The 17,030-nt window shown below is 72.2% G+C and carries 11 protein-coding genes; 8 read left to right on the forward strand and 3 right to left on the reverse strand.

From position 1 onward, the window contains the following. The 3 genes from G5C62_RS18560 to G5C62_RS18570 all read left to right on the forward strand — a co-directional run. A partial coding sequence (locus G5C62_RS18560; protein WP_206330721.1) for a hypothetical protein occupies positions 1–1,518 on the forward strand: 1,518 nt, incomplete at its 5' end. Positions 1,519–1,696: 178 nt separating this feature from the next. Continuing rightward, on the forward strand, positions 1,697–2,245 hold the full coding sequence (locus G5C62_RS18565) for a hypothetical protein (RefSeq protein ID WP_052090710.1): 549 nt from the start codon (positions 1,697–1,699) through the stop codon (positions 2,243–2,245). Further along, positions 2,242–4,671, forward strand: coding sequence for a hypothetical protein (locus G5C62_RS18570; RefSeq protein ID WP_164702196.1), 2,430 nt, complete (start codon positions 2,242–2,244; stop codon positions 4,669–4,671). Before G5C62_RS18565 ends, G5C62_RS18570 begins: the two co-directional genes overlap by 4 nt. A 504-nt stretch (positions 4,672–5,175) precedes the next feature. Here G5C62_RS18570 and G5C62_RS18575 read toward each other — a convergent pair. Then, the gene (locus tag G5C62_RS18575; protein ID WP_164702197.1) at positions 5,176–6,609 is read right to left on the reverse strand and encodes a glycosyltransferase family 39 protein; all 1,434 of its coding nucleotides are present in this window, start codon (positions 6,607–6,609) and stop codon (positions 5,176–5,178) included. A 369-nt stretch (positions 6,610–6,978) separates the two neighbouring features. Here G5C62_RS18575 and G5C62_RS18580 point away from each other — a divergent pair, with 369 nt between their 5' ends. From G5C62_RS18580 to G5C62_RS18595, 4 genes are all read left to right on the forward strand, one after another. Then, positions 6,979–8,931, forward strand: coding sequence for a methyltransferase (locus G5C62_RS18580; protein ID WP_164702198.1), 1,953 nt, complete (start codon positions 6,979–6,981; stop codon positions 8,929–8,931). A gap of 122 nt (positions 8,932–9,053) precedes the next feature. Next, complete coding sequence (locus tag G5C62_RS18585; RefSeq protein WP_036333806.1) at positions 9,054–9,887, forward strand: ABC transporter permease; 834 nt, start codon at positions 9,054–9,056, stop codon at positions 9,885–9,887. Next, on the forward strand, positions 9,884–11,155 hold the full coding sequence (locus G5C62_RS18590) for an ABC transporter ATP-binding protein (RefSeq protein ID WP_036333808.1): 1,272 nt from the start codon (positions 9,884–9,886) through the stop codon (positions 11,153–11,155). Before G5C62_RS18585 ends, G5C62_RS18590 begins: the two co-directional genes overlap by 4 nt. Further along, on the forward strand, positions 11,155–13,659 hold the full coding sequence (locus tag G5C62_RS18595; protein ID WP_206330722.1) for a glycosyltransferase: 2,505 nt from the start codon (positions 11,155–11,157) through the stop codon (positions 13,657–13,659). Before G5C62_RS18590 ends, G5C62_RS18595 begins: the two co-directional genes overlap by 1 nt. A 37-nt stretch (positions 13,660–13,696) precedes the next feature. Here the strand turns inward: G5C62_RS18595 and G5C62_RS18600 are convergent, their stop codons facing one another. After that, positions 13,697–14,755, reverse strand: a complete 1,059-nt coding sequence (locus G5C62_RS18600) for a glycosyltransferase family 2 protein (RefSeq protein WP_164702199.1) — start codon at positions 14,753–14,755, stop codon at positions 13,697–13,699. Beyond that, complete coding sequence (locus tag G5C62_RS18605; protein ID WP_164702200.1) at positions 14,752–15,834, reverse strand: glycosyltransferase family 1 protein; 1,083 nt, start codon at positions 15,832–15,834, stop codon at positions 14,752–14,754. The genes G5C62_RS18600 and G5C62_RS18605 overlap by 4 nt, the downstream gene beginning before the upstream one ends. Before the next feature lie 108 nt (positions 15,835–15,942). On the opposite strand from G5C62_RS18605, the gene G5C62_RS18610 reads away from it, so the two are divergent. Then, a partial coding sequence (locus G5C62_RS18610; protein WP_241175985.1) for a glycosyltransferase family 1 protein occupies positions 15,943–17,030 on the forward strand: 1,088 nt, incomplete at its 3' end.

Raw genomic sequence — 17,030 nt, forward strand, 5'->3', positions numbered from 1 at the left:
CCGGACGCGGTCTCCTCCCGAGCCGTGGTCGGCTTGGTCATCGACGGTGCCAAGGTCAGCGGTACCTCGGTCACCGAGGCGAGGCCGGACGTCGATGCGGCCTTCGGGGTGGGTCCCGACCACGGCTTCCGGGTGTCCGCCCTGCTGGCCCACGGCGTGCACGACGTGTGCGTGTTCGTGGAGAACAGTGCCGGGCCGGGGTCGGCGGTGCGTCTCGGGTGCGCAGAGGTCAACTTCACCAACCGGGCCCCCGTCTTCTCGGTGGACCAGTTCGCCGAGCAAGCAGACGGCACCGTGCGGATCAGCGGGTGGGCCTTCGACCCCGACGGCTCACCTCCGGAGCTGCAGCTGTACGACAACGACCGGGGTCGCGCGTACGCGACGACGGTCGCGCGTCCGGACGTACACGCCGCCTTCCCGGCTGCCGGGCCGACGGCGGGTTTCGCGATCACGGTCGGACCGCTGACCGGGGGGCACCGGTTGTGCCTCTTCGTGGCCGACACCGTGGCCGCGGGCAACAACGTCTTCGACGGTTGCCGTGACGTCAGGTACCGGGAGCCGTTGGGCTCGCTGGACAACGTGGTGGAGACCACCACCGGCGAGCTGCGGGTGACCGGCTGGGCGATGGACGAGAGCTCGGCGCAGACCGCGCTGGACGTCCACGTCTACGTGAACGGCCGGGGGACGGCGATCGGTGCCGGCGGCTCCCGACCGGACATCGGGAGGGCGTTCCCCGGCGCGGGTGACGCGCACGGCTTCGACGCCACCCTCCCCGCCGGCGCAGGCTCGAACCGGGTGTGCGCCTTCGCGATCAACGTCGGGATCGGCGGGGTGAACCCCCTGCTGGGATGCCGGACGGTCTCCACGGAGTACGTGGCCCCGGACGGAGTGGTCGACGCCTATGCCCCCGTGGGCGACGGGCGGCTGCGGGTCAGTGGCTGGGCCGTGGACCGCAGCGTCCCGTCGGCTCCGGTCGGCGTGCACTTCTACGTCGACGGGCAGTACCAGCGCGCGGTGCAGGCCACCAACTCCCGCCCGGACATCGCCTCGGCGTTCCCCGGGGCGGGTCCGCAGCACGGCTTCAGCGAGATCTTCGACCTCACTCCCGGGCAGCACTCGGTCTGCGTGTTCGCGATCAACCTGGGGACCGCCGGCACCAACCCGCTGATGGGCTGCCGGACGGTGACGGTCCACGACCGGTCGCCCGTGGGATCGGTGGACTCCATCGGAGCCGTTGGTGCAGGGCAGCTGCGGGTGTCCGGGTGGGCGTTCGACCCGGATGCGCCGACCAGGAGCACGACGGTGCAGGTCTCCGTGGACGGCGTGGACCAGGGCAGCTTCGCCGCCGACGCGTCCCGGCCCGACGTCGGTCGGGTGTACCCGGAGGCCGGCGCCGCGCACGGCTTCTCGATCGACCTGGCAGTTCCCTCCGGCCTGCGCGAGGTCTGCGTCTCGGCCCGGTCCACGGACATCAGGACGACCCCGACCCTCATGCGGTGTGCGCAGGTCACCGTGTGATCGGCCCAGTCACTGACTGTAAGTAATCAATCAAACACCTCAAGGTACGAACGCCCGGCGCGGCGGCTCGTGCCGAAGCGGGGGTGCCCTGCACCCTCAACTGCGGTCGTCCGTCGGGCGGCCGCGTCACGGAGCGGCGAAGGGCATCGGGATGACGACGACGACGAGGCGACGGGGCGTGTTCCTCCTGGTGGGTGCGGTGCTGGCCGCCGCGGTGGTGGCCGTGGCCCTCTCCGCAGGCAGGGCGGACCCCGCCCCGGCCGCGAGCCGGCCGACGGCCGCCGCCCCGACGGAGTCCGCACCCACGGCGTCCGCACCCACGGAGGACCCCGACCCGGCCGCGGGTGCGGACGCCGGCACGACACCAGTGGCGCCGATCAGTGCCACTCCGACCACCCCGGCGAGCAACGCGCCGGAGCTCACGACGGCCGTGGTCGGGCTGGCCTACGCCGACTGGGCCGTCGCCGAAGGCCGGGTGGAGGCCGCCGGGTTCGTCGCTGGTGTGATCGAGTCCGGTGGCACGTGCACCCTGGAGCTCGTCCGCGGCGCCGCGGAGGTCACCGGCACGAGCACCGGCGAGGCCGATGCGACGACGACCAACTGTGGCCTCATCACGATCCCCGGGGACGGGCTCGAGGCAGGGGAGTGGCAGGCCACGCTCTCGTACGAGTCGCAGACCACGCGCGGCTCCTCGGAGCCCATGCCGGTCGAGGTGCCGACCCGATGAGCAGGCTGGTGCGCCGGGTCGTGGTGGCGCTCGCCGTCCTGGTGACGGCAGGGTCACTGCTCACGCTGCAGGGGACGCGACCGGACGACCTGTGGCCGTTCGACCGGGTGGCGGACCTGAGCCAGTTCGACGCGGGCAACATCATCAGCGACGAGGTCTTCTTCGCCGGCTACGCGATGTCGGCGGGGGACGTGCAGACCTTCCTCAACGCCAAGGTCGGGGACTGCAAGCCGGGAGCCGATGGCTCGCCGTGCCTGAAGGACTACCGGCAGGACACGAACAACCGGCCGGCGGACGTCTACTGCAACGGCTACGCCGGCGCGCCCGGGGAGTCGGCGGCGACGATCATCGCCAAGACGGCGATCTCCTGCAGCATCAACCCCAAGGTGCTGCTCGTCATGCTGCAGAAGGAGCAGGGGCTGGTGCTCGGCTCCGGCTCGGGCCTCACCGCCACCCGTTACAAGAAGGCCATGGGCTTCGCCTGCCCGGACACGGCCCCGTGCGACGAGGCCTACTTCGGCTTCCACAACCAGGTGTACAGCGCCGCGCGGCAGTACCAGCGGTACACGGCGAACGCCGCCAACTACGCCTACCGAGCCGGTCGGACGGTGAACGTGCTGTGGAGCCCGAACACCAACTGCGGATCCGGTCCGGTCACCATCGCCAACCAGGCGACGGCGAACCTCTACATCTACACCCCGTACCAGCCCAACGCTGCCGCGCTGCGTGCCGGGTACGGCACCGGCGACGGCTGCTCCGCCTACGGCAACCGCAACTTCTGGCTGTACTTCACCGACTGGTTCGGGTCCACCCAGAGTGACGCGATCGCCGCCGCGACCCCCAAGGGGATCGCCGACACCCTCTCGCTCACGGCCACGGGCTTCACCGCCAAGGGGTGGGCCTTCGACCCGGACGCACCCCACTCGCCGGTCACGGTGCGCGCGACGGTGGACGGCGCGACGGTGGCCTCGACCTCGGCCGGTGGATCACGCCCGGACGTGGGCTCGGTGCACGGCGTGGGGCCGAACCACGGGTTCGAGGTGTCCGGGCTGCTCAGCTACGGCACCCACCAGGTCTGCCTGATCGCGGACAACCTCGCCGGTCAGGGGATGAACTTCCAGTTCGGTTGCCGTCCGGTCACCTTCACCGACCGCGCTCCGGAGATGTCCCTGGACGTTCTGGCCGAGCAGCCCGACGGCTCGGTCCTGCTGTCGGGGTGGGTCTACGACCCCGACGGGAACCCGCCTCAGGTCCACGTCTACACGAACGGGCGCGGCGTGGCCCACACCCCGAACGTCCCCCGGCCGGACGTCCAGGCCGCGTTCCCGGCGGCGGGACCGGCCGCCGGGTTCCGGATCACCGTGGGTCCGCTCTCGGGCAAGACGGACCTGTGCGTCTTCGCCGTGGACGGCGTCGCCCCGGGGAACAACCGCATCGCCGCCTGCCGGGACTACGCCTATCGCGCACCCGTCGGGTCGGTCGACTCCATCGCCGAGACCGTGGACGGGAAGATCCGCATCCAGGGGTGGGCGCTGGACGAGAGCATGCCCGAGGCGCCGATCCAGGTGCACGCCTACGTCAACGGACGGGGGGTGGCCATCGACGCCACCGGGACGCGGGAGGACATCGGTCGGGCGTACCCGGGAGCGGGGAAGGCGCACGGCTTCGACGGGACGCTCCCCTCGTCCCCGGGACGCAACCAGATCTGCGTGTTCGGGATCAACATCGGTGTCGCCGGGACCAACCCGGTGATCGATTGCACCGCGACCGACCTGCAGTACAAGGCGCCGCAAGGTGTGGTGGACGCCGTTGCCCCGGTGGGTGACGGGCGGGTCCGCGTCGGGGGCTGGGTCTTCGACCCCAGCGTCCCGACCGCGCCGGCGAACGTCCACATCTACGTCGACGGCCGCTACCACGGTGCGTTCACGGCCGACGGGCACCGGCCGGACATCGCCGCAGCGTTCCCCGGGGTCGGGGCAGCGCACGGCTTCAACACGTACCTCGACATCGGTACGGGGCGGCACAAGGTCTGCACCTTCGCCATCAACCTCGGTCTCGCCGGGACCAACCCCCTCCTCGACTGCTCCGAGGTGACGGTCACCGACCGCATGCCCATGGGATCGGTGGACTCCGTCGCGGTCGGCGCGCCCGGTGAGGTCGCGATCCAGGGTTGGACGTTCGATCCGGACGCGCCGACCCAGACCGTGCAGGTGCGGGTGGCCATCGACGGCGTCGACCAGGGGGTGTTCCCCGCCGCTGGCTCCCGCCCGGACGTGGGACGGGTGCACCCCGAGGCCGGGGCTGCGCACGGGTTCGCGATCAGGCTGCCGCTGGCAGCCGGCCCGCACGAGGTCTGTGTCTCCGCACACTCCACCGGGGTGGGCGGGACGCCCACGGTCCTCCGGTGCGTCCGGTTGACCGCCTGACGCGCGAGCTGCGCGCCGGAGGACCTGGCTCACGCCGGGGAGGTCCGCCCGGCTCGTCCTGATCGTGCAGGTGCCCGATGCCCGCTCCCCGCCGTCGGCGGGGGGCGGGCATCGCGCTTCCCGGGACCCGCCCCTCCTGCTCGTCCCCGACGGTCAGGCGCAGCAGACCGCGGTCCGGGCCGGGGTGGGCCCTGGTTCCACCGGGCCGGCGCTGAGAGCGCCGGGCGGCGGGCCGGCGCCCTGGTGCCGGGGAACACCTCCGGGGAACACCTCCGTGACCCACCGCCGGCGGTGCCCTGGTCGCCAGGCTGCACACGAGGCTGACGACGGGCTCAACGCTGCGGACCGACGCCGCACGGGGGACGCCCGGTCCTGCACGGCGGTCCGGAACGCGAAGAGACCTCCGCGGAACACCCGTGCTGGGTGCTCCGCGGAGGTCTCCGCAGGGGACAGGCGTCCGATCTCCGTCGCTGGCGGACAGGGCTCAGGACCCTGCCGTCGGCGTCAGGTGAGCATCGTGTGGGCCATCCCGGCGGCCGACGCGACGGCCACGGCAGCGAAGGCCACGCGAGCCGGCTTGGGGCGGATCATCGTCAGCCCGATGGCGAGCGCGGCCGGGACGAGCGACAGGCCGTACCGGGAGGTGATCAGGACGAAGATGTTGACCGCTTCGTAGTTCACGATGATCAGCAGCATCGGGACGAACAGCGCCGTGCCGCCCAGGGCGAACGCCAGCGCGCGGACCTGGCTGCCCCGTGCGGCCATCACGGCGCCGAGGATCGTCAGGGTGATCAACCCGTAGTCGGTCAGCACCGCGACGAGCCGGGCCGTGTCCCCGGTCAGGGTCGTGTCGTAGAACTCCGGGTTGATCGGCGTGAAGAACGCGTCCATGGAGCTGATCAGCCACATCGGCTCGAAACTGGGGGCGAAGAACGACTGGTTCTGCGGGACCAGCAGCGGGTCCATGGTCTGCAGCTGGGCCTGGACGACGGTCCAGGCCAGCCCCACGACGGCGGAGGTGACCCCGAGGGCGACGATGGCCAGCAGGGGCCTGCGGGACGGCAGCCACTCCCTCCAGGAACGGGGGTTCGTGCCCTGCCAGTGTCGGGCGAGGACGAACAACGCGACCGCGATGACCATCGTCACGTTGGTCGACTTGATGGCCACGGCGACGGCCGCGATCAGCACCAGCCACCGGAGTCCGAGCAGGCCCCGGTCCCATCTCAGCGCGGCCAGGGTCAGCGCCGCGCCGGCCGGCAGGGCCGTGACGTCGTTGTTGACGATGGTGAAGGTCTGCAGGATCACCGGCGAGGCGGCCAGGACCAGGATGCCGGCCGCGCCGACCCACTTGTGCACGCCCAGCTCACGGAAGAGCCGCCACGCGATCCCCACGAACAGTGCCCACCACAGGACGGAGGAGAAGCGCATGACGTTGACCAGGTCGCCGTCGACGCCCAGTGCGCTGCCCGCGAGCGCGGCGACCGCCGGGGTGACGTAGTAGAACGGCGCGTGGATGTAGGCGGTGTCGTAACCACCGCCGGGCATCCGGCTCAGGTCGTACGGACCTCCGCACGGCATGCCGAGGGGAGCCGCCGTGTCGATCCACCGGCAGGCCAGGATGTCCTGTCCCTCCTCGGTGAAGGTGTCCCCGGCTCCGACGGCGTTCCCGTCCAGCAGGTGCAGGACGTAGTCGATGTGCTGGATCTCGTCCACGGGCGACAGTGGGTTGTAGATCGCGATGTGGAGGACGAACAGGGCGGAGGTGACCACCAGCGCGCCCCACCAGGCGATCGAGTTCCTCGCGCGGGCGAGGAACCGGCCCCCGGTCCTGGCGGCGTGGGACCCGGTCGAGGTCGTCGAGCCGGGGCCGGTCTCTTCGGCGAGCACGTCGTGCTGGTGCCCCGCCTCGGCTCTGCCATCTATCTCAGTGCTCGTCATGACCCTTTTCCATCGTCCGGCGGGGTGTGGCGCAGGGGCGCGGTCCGGCGTGCGCGCCGAGGCCGGCGGTGTCGCTGCGGCCCGGCGAATGTAATCAGCTCCGGCCGGGCATTTGGGGCCACGAGCCCGGGACCGTGCCGTCCGGCGCCACAGCAGTCTCGCGCGGCGCTGTGACCTCACCGGCCGCACCGGGTGCTGGCCACCGAGGTCCGGGTGCGCTTTCCTCAGGGTCTTGCCCCCGGGTCCTGCCTCGACCGCCGGACGGTCGATGGCGCCAGAGCGGGTAGCCTGCTCGCCGTCGTCGCGGCTGTGTGCCACGTCCCGGTGAGTGACGCTTCCAAGCCCTCCTCCCTCAAGACAGAGGTCGCAATGCCCCCCACCGTTCCCTCCGTAGCCGTCGAGACCGCCACGCCGATCCGGCAGGCACGTCCGGACGCGGTGTCGGGGAGCCCGACGCTGCTCCGGGACGTCGGTTCCGGCTACCGGGACGGCGCCGAGGAGGCGCTGCTGGAGCTGGTGCGCGGCAGCGAGGACCGTGGGTCCCTCAACGAGGAGCTCCACTCCCGGGCGGTCGGCTGGGCCGAGCGCTACCACCTGGACCGCCAGCGGGCGAACGTGCTGCGGGCGTTCGAGGTCGGGTCGGCCACCCGGGTGCTCGAGGTGGGTGCCGGGTGCGGCGCCATGAGCCGTTACCTGGCCGAGGAGTGCGCCGTCGTGGACGCCCTCGAGCCGGTGCCGGCGCGCGCGGCCGTGGCCGCCGCGCGGCTGGCCGACCGCCCCGGGGCCCGGGTCTTCACCGGTGAGCTCGCGGACCTGCCGGACGAGCCCTCCTACGACCTGGTGGTCGTCATCGGCGTGCTGGAGTACGTGGGCGGCGGAACGGCCGAGGAGGCCCCCTACCTGGCGTTCCTCGACGAGATCCGTCGCCGGCTGCTGCCCGGAGGGCGGCTGCTGCTGGCCATCGAGAACAAGCTCGGTGTCAAGTACCTGGCAGGTTCACCCGAGGACCACAGCGACCGGGCCTACGACTCGCTGGAGGACTACCCGGTCGGCTCCCCGGCGCGGACCTTCGACCGGGCGGCGCTGGGCAGCCTGTTCCAGCGCGCCGGCATGGACCCCACCTTCTTCAGTGCGTTCCCCGACTACAAGCTCACCCGCGCCGTGATCGCCGACGAGCTCATGGTCCACCCCTCGGGGCTGGCCGGTCGCCTGCCGCGTTTCCCGAGCCCCGACTGGCAGACCGCCCGGGACTTCGGCCCGAGCGAGGAGCTGCTGTGGCGCACCCTGGTCTCGGCCGGCCAGGGCAAGGAGCACGGCAACTCGTTCGTCGTCGTCGGCACCCCTGACGGCAGCCAGCAGGACCTCTGGCCGACCGACCGGCGGGCCGCCTTCTACACGACGGAGCGGCGTCCCGGGCGGGCCACCGAGAGCGTCGTCCGTCAGGACGGGACGGGCCTGGTGCTCGAGCGCAGCGTGCTCGGGGACCGACGCGAATCGGCTGGACCTGCGCACCGCGTCAACTCCGGCCCGATCCTGCCCGGCAGCTCGCTCGTCGACGAGATCGCCAAGGGCGACGTGGAGTTCACCCGCCGTGCGCTGACCGAGTGGCGCGAGCTGGTGGAGGCCTCGGCCGCGGAGCCCGACGGGGTGGCCGTCGACCTCGTCCCGCACAACCTGCTGGTCGACGAGGACGGCGGGCTGGTCCACATCGACGACGAGTGGCGCAGCACGGAGTGGACTGTCGACGACGTCGTCGCACGAGGCCTCATCTGGTTGTGCGAGCGGCTGTCCACCGTGCCGACCCCGTGGCAGACCCGGCCGTCCCGGCGGGCCCTGCTGGACGAGTTGGGCGCGCTGGTCGACGTGCACCTCGACGACGAGCGGCTGTCCCGGACCCTGCACCGCGAGGCCGTGCTGCAGACCGAGCTCCTGCGCTGTGGCCGCGACGACGAGGCCTTCGCAGCGGAGGTCGAGCGCACCGAGGGTGAGCTCAAGGGGCTGCTGGACCACCCCATGTCACCGCTGCGCCCCAAGCTCGGCCCGCTCATCGCCGAGCGGGACCACGCGCGGGCCGAGGTGGCGCAGCTGCGTTCGGAGGCCGAGCAGGCCCGGCAGCTCGAGGCGCAGCTGCACGACGAGGTGGCGCGCACCCATGCCGCGCTCGAGGTGACGGTGCAGGAGCTGACCGGGATCAAGGAGTCGGGCGGGTACCGCGCCCTGTCTCGTGGCCGGGTCATCGCCGGCCGGGTGGTACCCCGTGGCTCGGTCCGGCGCTCGGTCCTCGGCGGTGTCCTGGACGCCGTCCGCCGCCGGGTCCGGTGACCCCTGGGGCCGGCCGTGACCACCGGGGTCACTGGGACGGCTCCCCTCGGCGCGTCGCTCGAGACGGCCGTTCCGCCAGGTACTGAGAGGTAAGGTTCCGTCACGATGCGAGAACAACAGTCATGAGCGTCGTGAGTGACCTCAAGGACTCCCGAGGGCTCCTGGTCAACCTGACCCTCCGCGAGGTCCGGGGCAAGTACAAGCGCACCCTGCTCGGTCAGGGGTGGTCGCTCCTCAACCCGATCGCGACCCTGCTGATCTACACCCTGGTCTTCGGGTTCGTGCTCCGCGTGCCGGTGCCCGTGGGCGAGGACAGCGGCCTGCAGGTGTTCGTCCTCTTCCTGGCCTGTGCCCTGCTGCCGTGGAACTTCTTCAACAACGCGGTGAGCAGTGGCATGGGCTCGCTCATCGCCAACGCCAACCTGCTGCGCAAGGTCTTCTTCTGGCGGCCGACGCTGGTGGTCGCGACGGTCCTGTCGTTGAACGTCACCTTCGCCATCGAGCTGGGCGTGCTGGTGGTGCTGCTGCTGGTCTTCGGCAGCATGCCGCTGCCGTGGATCCCGTTGCTGGTCGTCGTCGTCGTCCTGCTGACGGCCTTCGCCCTCGGCATCGCGCTGCTGCTGTCGATCGCCAACGTCTACTTCCGGGACACCCAGCACTTCGTCACCATCGGCATGCAGCTGTGGTTCTACGCGACGCCGATCGTCTACCCGTACCAGCTCATCCAGGACCAGGCCGCCCGCATGCGGGCGGCCGGGAACGACTTCCCGCTGGAGACGATCTACCGCCTCAACCCGCTGGAGCGGTTCGTGAGCGTCTTCCGGGCCATGCTCTACGACAACGTCATGCCGTACTGGGGAGACCTGCTCTTCTGCCTCGTGGCGGCAGTCGGCTCCCTGGTGATCGGCATCGTGGTGTTCAACCGGAGTCAGCACCGCCTCGTGGAGGAACTGTGAGCAGCACCCCGGCCGTCGTGGTAGACGAGGTCTCGAAGCGGTTCCGGCTGTACAAGGAGCGCAACCAGTCCCTCAAGGCGGCCCTCATGCGCGGGGGCCGGGCGAGCTACGACGAGTACTGGGCGCTGCGCGGCGTCTCCTTCGAGATCCCGCAGGGCTCGACCTTCGCGCTGATCGGCGAGAACGGGTCGGGCAAGTCGACCCTGCTCAAGTGCATCGCCCGGATCCTGGAGCCGGAGAAGGGGGACATCCGCACCCAGGGCACGGTCGCCGCCCTGCTGGAGCTGGGGTCGGGCTTCCACCCCGAGTTGTCCGGTCGGGAGAACGTCTTCCTCAACGGCTCGATCCTGGGCATGACCAAGCGTGAGCTGGAGCGCAAGTTCGACGAGATCGTCGACTTCGCCGGCATCGAGGCCTTCATCGACCAGCCGGTCAAGAACTACTCCTCGGGCATGTACATGCGCCTGGGCTTCTCCGTGGCGATCAACGTCGACCCGGACGTGCTCCTGGTCGACGAGGTGCTCGCCGTCGGCGACGCCGCCTTCCAGGAGAAGTGCATGGAGAAGTTCGTCGACTTCCGCCGCGCGGGCAAGACGGTGGTCATCGTCAGCCACGCGATGGGGTCCATGCGGACGCTGTGCGACCAGGCCGCGTGGCTCGACCGCGGCTCTCTCGTGGAGGTCGGCCGGGCGGACCAGATCGTCGACCGCTACGTCGACAAGAGCCACGAGAAGGAGGTCGCCCCCTCGTCCTCGGCCACGCCGGCGTCGTCGGACGGCGCCACTCCCGACGGCGCACCGGTCAAGACGCGGATCGGGTCCGGCGAGGCGATCCTGACGGACGTCACCGTCCTGGACGCCCAGGGACTGCCGGCCAACCGGTTCCGGACCGGCGAGCAGGCCACCATCCGGATCTCCTACGAGTGCTCGGAGCGAGTCGAGCGGCCGGCCTTCGCGCTGGCGCTGGACACCGTCGACGGCATGCGCATCTGGGCGCACCACACCCGCGACGGCGGGCTGGACATCGCCTACATCGAGGGGTCGGGCCACATCGACCTCGCGATCCCCAGCCTCACCCTGCAGCCCTACACGTTCGACCTCAGCGCCCGCATCCTGGACCACACGCTCACCCACACCTACGACTTCCTGCGCCACTGCTACCGGTTCGTCGTCGAGACCGGTGAGCTGCGCGAGTCCGGTGGAGTGGTCGCGCTCGGTGGTCGTTGGAACGCGGATCTTCCCTCAATCGCCTCGGAGGCCACCGTCTGATGCCCACCGAACCGCTGGTCTCGGTCGTCCTCGTCAACTACAAGGGCGCCGAGGACACCATCACCTGTCTGCGGTCCCTCGGCGAGCTGGACTGGCCCGCGGACCAGCTCGAGCTGATCGTCGTGGACAACGACTCCGGGGGCGACGACGTCGACCGGATCCGTCGCGAGGTGCCCGGGGCCGTCGTCATCGAGGCGGGTGAGAACAGCGGCTTCGCCGGCGGGTGCAACACCGGCGTCCGCCATGCCCGCGGTGAGGTCGTCGGTTTCATCAACAACGACGCCCGCCCCGACCCGCAGTGGGTGCGCGCCGCCGTCGACGTCCTCCAGCGAGACCGCTCGGTCGCCTCGGTCGCCAGCAAGGTGCTGGACTGGGAGGGCACCCACATCGACTACGTCGACGGGTCCCTCACCTGGTTCGGCATGGGCTACAAGCGCGAGGTCGAACGGCCCGACAGCGGCGAGTGGGAGACCCCGCGGGACGTGCTCTTCGGCACGGGCGCGGCGATGTTCGTCCGCAAGGACGTCTACGAGACCGTCGGCGGTTTCGACGAGCGCTTCTTCATGTTCTACGAGGACGTCGACCTGGGCTGGCGGCTGAACCTGCTGGGCTGGCGGGTGCGCTACGTGCCCGACTCGATCGCCTTCCACAAGCACCACGCGTCGATGAACAAGTTCGGCAGCTACCGGGAGACGTTCCTGCTGGAGCGCAACGCGCTGTTCAGCATGATCAAGAACTACGGGGACGACGCCCTGTCGCGCACGTTGGCGCCGGCGCTCATGCTGGCCATCAGCCGGGCCGCCGAGCGGGGCGAGATCGACCCGGGCGCCCTGGACCTGAAGCGTTCACCCGGCGGCGACGACATCGGCGAGATGAGCGTCCCCAAGGTCACCATGGCCGGGGTGCTGGCCATCGCCGACGCCGCCACGGACGTGGCCGGGCTGTGGGCGGACCGGGCGCGGCTGCAGGAGCAGCGCACCCGCAACGACCTGGAGCTCGCGCCGCTGTTCCGCCAGGCCATCGAGCCGGCGTTCCCGCTGGCGCGCTACCTCAAGGCGCACGGTGAGCTCGTCGAGTCCTTCGGCATCGCCGACCTCTTCGCCACCCGGCGGCGCATCCTGGTGATCACCGGCGACCCGCTGGCGGCCAAGATGGCCGGCCCGGCGATGCGCGCCTGGGCGATCGCCGAGCACCTCTCCGACGAGCACGACGTCCGCCTGGTCTCGACCAGCGGGGCGAGCATCTCCGACCCGCGCTTCCAGGTCTCCGCAGTGGGGGTGCCCGACCAGCTCAAGCCGCACGAAGCGTGGGCCGACATCATCGTCTTCCAGGGCTTCGCCATGGCCGCGGCGCCCTGGCTGGTCCGCTCGCAGAAGATCATCGTCTGCGACATCTACGACCCGATGCACCTCGAGCAGCTGGAGCAGACCCGCGGGCAGGAGGGCGGCCAGCGCACGCGCGACGTCGCCAACACGACCACGGTGCTGAACCAGCAGCTCAGCCGCGGTGACTTCTTCCTCTGCGCGAGCGAGAAGCAGCGGCACTTCTGGCTGGGGCAGATGGCCGCCGTCGGCCGGCTCAACCCGGCGACCTACGACGCGGACTCCTCGATGAGCAAGCTGCTCGCCGTCGTCCCCTTCGGGCTGAGCTCGGTGGCCCCTCGCCGCACCCGTCCGGCGATCAAGGGCGTCGTCCCCGGCATCGCCGAGACCGACAAGGTCGTGCTGTGGGCCGGCGGCGTCTACAACTGGTTCGACCCGCTGACCCTGGTCCGGGCGATCGACCAGCTGCGCCAGCGCCGCCCCGATGTGCGGATGTTCTTCCTGGGCATGCGCAACCCCAACCCGCACGTGCCCGAGATGCGCATGGCCGCGGCGACCCGAGAGCTCTCCGACTCCCTGGGCCTCACCGGCAAGCACGTGTTCTTCAACGAGGAGTGGGTCGACTTCCGGGACCGGGAGAACTACCTCCTGGACGCGGACGTCGGCGTGTCCACGCACTTCGAGCACGTGGAGACCACGTTCTCCTTCCGGACCCGGATGCTGGACTACCTGTGGGCACAGCTGCCCATCGTGGCCACCGGCGGCGACACGTTCGGCGATCTGATCTCGGCACAGGGGCTCGGTGTGACGGTGCCCGAGCAGGACGTCGACGCGCTGGCTGCCGGGCTGGAGCGGACGCTCTACGACGAGCCGTTCGCCGCTGCCTGCCGGGACGCGGTCGACCGGGTCCGCAACGACTACGCGTGGGAGCGGGCGCTCAGCCCGCTGCTGGAGTTCTGCCGCGCCCCGCGTCGGGCGCCCGACCTCGCCGGCGCGAACGGCAAGGACCTCGAGGCGGTCGTCCAGGGGCGGCTCATCGACACGTCGTACGAGCCGAACCTGCGTGGCGACCTCGGGTTGATCCGGGAGTACCTGCAGCAGGGCGGACCGCGTGAGCTGGGTCGTCGGGTCGCCGGGCGGGTCCGCAAGAACGTCCGCGACGGGGTCGCCCGCTTCCGGTGACGCCTGCTGCCGGTGACGCCTGGCCGGCCGGGTGCCCTCAGTCGGCGACGAGGTGGGTCGCGGTCTGCGCTCGCGGGACGAGCGCGGACCGGCCCGCCGCCCGGCGCACCCGCACGGCGCTGGGGAGCAACCGCAGGTAGGAGCCGAGCGCCCGCAGCCGGGTGACCGTCATCGCCGCGGCGGGCCCTTGGCGCAGGGTCAGGTGCAGCACGGTCACCGGGTACCGCAGGGCCGCCCGGACGGCCAGCCGGCCGGGGGCGTTCCGCGTCAGCACCAGGAGCCGGTTCCGGTCGTCGTGGAAGCGGAACAGCGCCGACCTGACGTCGCTGCTGGCAGCGTGTTCGTGCCGGACGACCGCCGTCGGCTCGTACCGGATCGTCCACCCGGCCGTGCGGAGCCGCCACGACAGGTCGGTGTCCTCGTAGTACAGGAACAGCCGGGGCTCGAAGTCGCCGACCTCGGCCAGCGCGGCGGCGCGCAGCAACACCGCTGCCCCGCAGAAGGCGAAGACCTCGGCAGGGGGTTCCCGTCCCTCGTCCGGCTGCAACCACCCGCGGTCCCGGCCGTAGCCCGACCGGGTCACCTCGTTGCCGGTGGAGTTGATCAGGTCGACGTCGCCGTCCGGGGTCGGGCGGTAGGTGCCCGTCGGTGCCACCACGTCGCCCTCGGCGGCCGGGGCGCCGGGCGGCAACCGGCGGAAGCGCGGGCGGAGCAGCACCTTGCCGGTCACGGCAGCCACCCGCTCGGCCCCGGGCGCCTCGATCGCCCGCAGCAGCGCCGACAGGAACCCCGGCTCGGGGACCGCGTCGTTGTTCAGCAGCACCGCGTACGGGGTCGACACCTCCGCCAGGGCGCGGTGCGCACCTCCCGCGAAACCGGTGTTGTACGGCGCGGTCAGGACCCGGACGTCGGGGTGGTGCCGGGCCAGGTGCTCGACGGTCCCGTCGGTGGAGGCGTTGTCGAGCACCACCACGTCGAAACGGTGCCGACCCAGATCCTGCCGGGCCACGCCGGCGAGGCAGTCGTCGAGGAGGTGCCGACCGTTCCAGCTGACGATCACGACGGTGAGCACGGGACGCCGCGGGGTGTCGTTCACCCGACGGCCCGTCGGTAGGCGTCGACGGTCGCCTCGGCGCAGGCCCGCCACGTGTGCTGTCGTGCCCAGGCCGCAGCCTCGGCCCGGCGTGGTCCATCCGAGGGCGCAGCGGTGGTGAGCGCCTCGGCCCAGCCGTCCACGTCCGTCGGGGCGACCAGGGTGGCGTGCCCGCCGGCGACCTCCCGGTGTGCCGGGACGTCGCTGGCGACCACCGCGGTGCCGGCGGCCATGGCCTCCAGCAGCGGCAACCCGAAGCCCTCGTAGTGGGACGGCAGGAGCACGGCCCGGGCCCGGGCGACCACACCGTGCAGCTCGGACTGGCTCAGCCAGCCGGTCACGTGCACTCCGGCGCCCTGCTCGGCCTCCGGCCCCCAGCCGGCCGGCCCGGCGAGCACCAGGTCGGGGACCGTGCCCTCCGCGCGCGCCCGCCGGTGTGCATCGAGCAGGGTGCTGAGGTTCTTCCGCGGCTCGCGTGCCCCGACGAAGAGCAGGAACTCGTCCGGCAGGCCCCGGGCCGCCAGCCACGCATCGTCGACCGGGTGGGCCCCGGACCAGGCCGGGTCCACCCCGAGCGGGGTCACGACGACCCGGTCCTCCGGCAGGGAGTAGGCCGCGGTCACCTCGTCGGCGACCGCCCGGGTCGGGGTGACGACCACGGTGCCCGGCCGGTCCAGCGCGCGGGGCACCAGGTCCCGGTAGCGCAGCACCGCGTCGGTCACCCACTCGGGGAAACGGAGGTAGGTCAGGTCGTGCACGGTCACGACCGACGCCGTGCGCAGCGCCGGCGGCGCGACGAAGTTGGTGGCGTGGAAGACGTCGACCCTGCCGCTGAACGCCTCGACCGGCGGGAGAGGGGCCCGCGTCCAGGCGGCCTGCAGCGCTCGGGCGGGCACCGGCAGATGCCGCCACTGCACCGCCGGGGGCAGTTCGGCCGGACGCCGCCCGCCACGCAGCGTGAACGGCACGGCCCGCAGGTCCAGGCCGGGCAGTTCCGCCAACCCGGACGTGAGGCCGCGGACGTATGTGCCGACCCCGGTGCTACGGCCGAGCAGCGGGGTGGCGTCGAGGGCGATCTTCATCCGGCGACATGGTCTCACGGGGCGGGGCCCCGCGGGCCGGGGCGGCCGGCTCCCGTGCCGGGACCTAGGGTCGGGGCCGTGGAGGTGGCCGTCGTCCTGGAACAGTGCTTGAGCCCTGTCCCCGGCGGAACCGGCCGGTACTCCGCGGAACTGGCCCGCTCGCTGGTGCGCCCGCCGGGCATCGACGTCCGTGGCTGGGTCGCCTGGCACCGGCACACCACCGCTGCGCAGGTCCCGGGTGTCCGGGGACCGCGACGGCTCCCCCTGGCCCGGCGTCCCCTGGTCGCGGCATGGGAGCGGGGCGTCGGGCCCGCTCCGCGACGTGCGGACCTGGTCCACGCGCCGACCCTCCTGTTCCCGCCGCGGCGCGGTCGCCCGCTCGTGGTGACCATCCACGACGCCGTCCCCTGGACGCACCCCGAGACTCTGACCCCGCGGGGGGTCCGCTGGCACCGGTCCATGGCCGAGCGCGCAGCAGAGCAGGCGGATGCCGTCGTCGTCCCGACCCGCGCGGTGGAGGCGGCGCTGCGCCCGCACGTGCGGCTGCCCCGGGTGGAGGTCGTGGGTGAGGGCGTCGCGGCCGTCCTCACCGGCCCCGTCCCCGACGCCGAGGCACGTGCCGACCGGCTCGGGCTGCCCCCGGGCGGGTACCTGCTCAGTCTCGCCACCCTCGAGCCACGCAAGGGGCTCGACGTGCTGCTGGCGGCGCTGGCCCTCCCCGGCGCCCCCGATCTGCCGCTCCTGGTCGCCGGCCAGGCCGGATGGGGCGGCGTCGACCCGCTGCGGCGAGCTGCGGAGCTCGGGCTGCCCCCGGGCCGGGTGCGGGTCCTCGGGCGGGTCACCGACGAGGACCTGGCCGTCCTCCTCGCCCGAGCGACCGTGCTGGTGGTGCCCAGCCGGGCCGAGGGGTTCGGCCTGCCGGTCCTGGAGGGGATGGCGGCCGGGGTCCCGGTGGTCACCTCCGACGACCCGGCGTTGCTCGAGGTGGGGGACGGGGCGACCCGGACGGCGCCGGTGGGCGACGCGCCGGCGTTGGCCCGGGTGCTGGGCGAGGTCGTGGGTGAGCCGGGGGCGCGGGCGGAGGGCACGGTCCCCGACCTGGTGCTCGCCGGGCCGGCCGGCTGGGGGCCGGAGGCCGAGCAGGGCGCCGGAGTGCACGTGACCGGCTGGCTGAGCCAGTCCGAGCTGCACGGTGT

This window comes from Modestobacter sp. KNN46-3 (assembly GCF_011039295.1).

What these genes read in the sequence shown, in the direction of transcription:
- G5C62_RS18575 (WP_164702197.1), bottom strand. Translation starts at nt 6,609, where the DNA reads ATGACGAGCACTGAGATAGATGGCAGAGCCGAGGCGGGGCACCAGCAC.
- G5C62_RS18580 (WP_164702198.1), top strand. Translation starts at nt 6,979, where the DNA reads ATGCCCCCCACCGTTCCCTCCGTAGCCGTCGAGACCGCCACGCCGATC.
- G5C62_RS18595 (WP_206330722.1), top strand. Translation starts at nt 11,155, where the DNA reads ATGCCCACCGAACCGCTGGTCTCGGTCGTCCTCGTCAACTACAAGGGC.
- G5C62_RS18570 (WP_164702196.1), top strand. Translation starts at nt 2,242, where the DNA reads ATGAGCAGGCTGGTGCGCCGGGTCGTGGTGGCGCTCGCCGTCCTGGTG.
- G5C62_RS18605 (WP_164702200.1), bottom strand. Translation starts at nt 15,834, where the DNA reads ATGAAGATCGCCCTCGACGCCACCCCGCTGCTCGGCCGTAGCACCGGG.
- G5C62_RS18585 (WP_036333806.1), top strand. Translation starts at nt 9,054, where the DNA reads ATGAGCGTCGTGAGTGACCTCAAGGACTCCCGAGGGCTCCTGGTCAAC.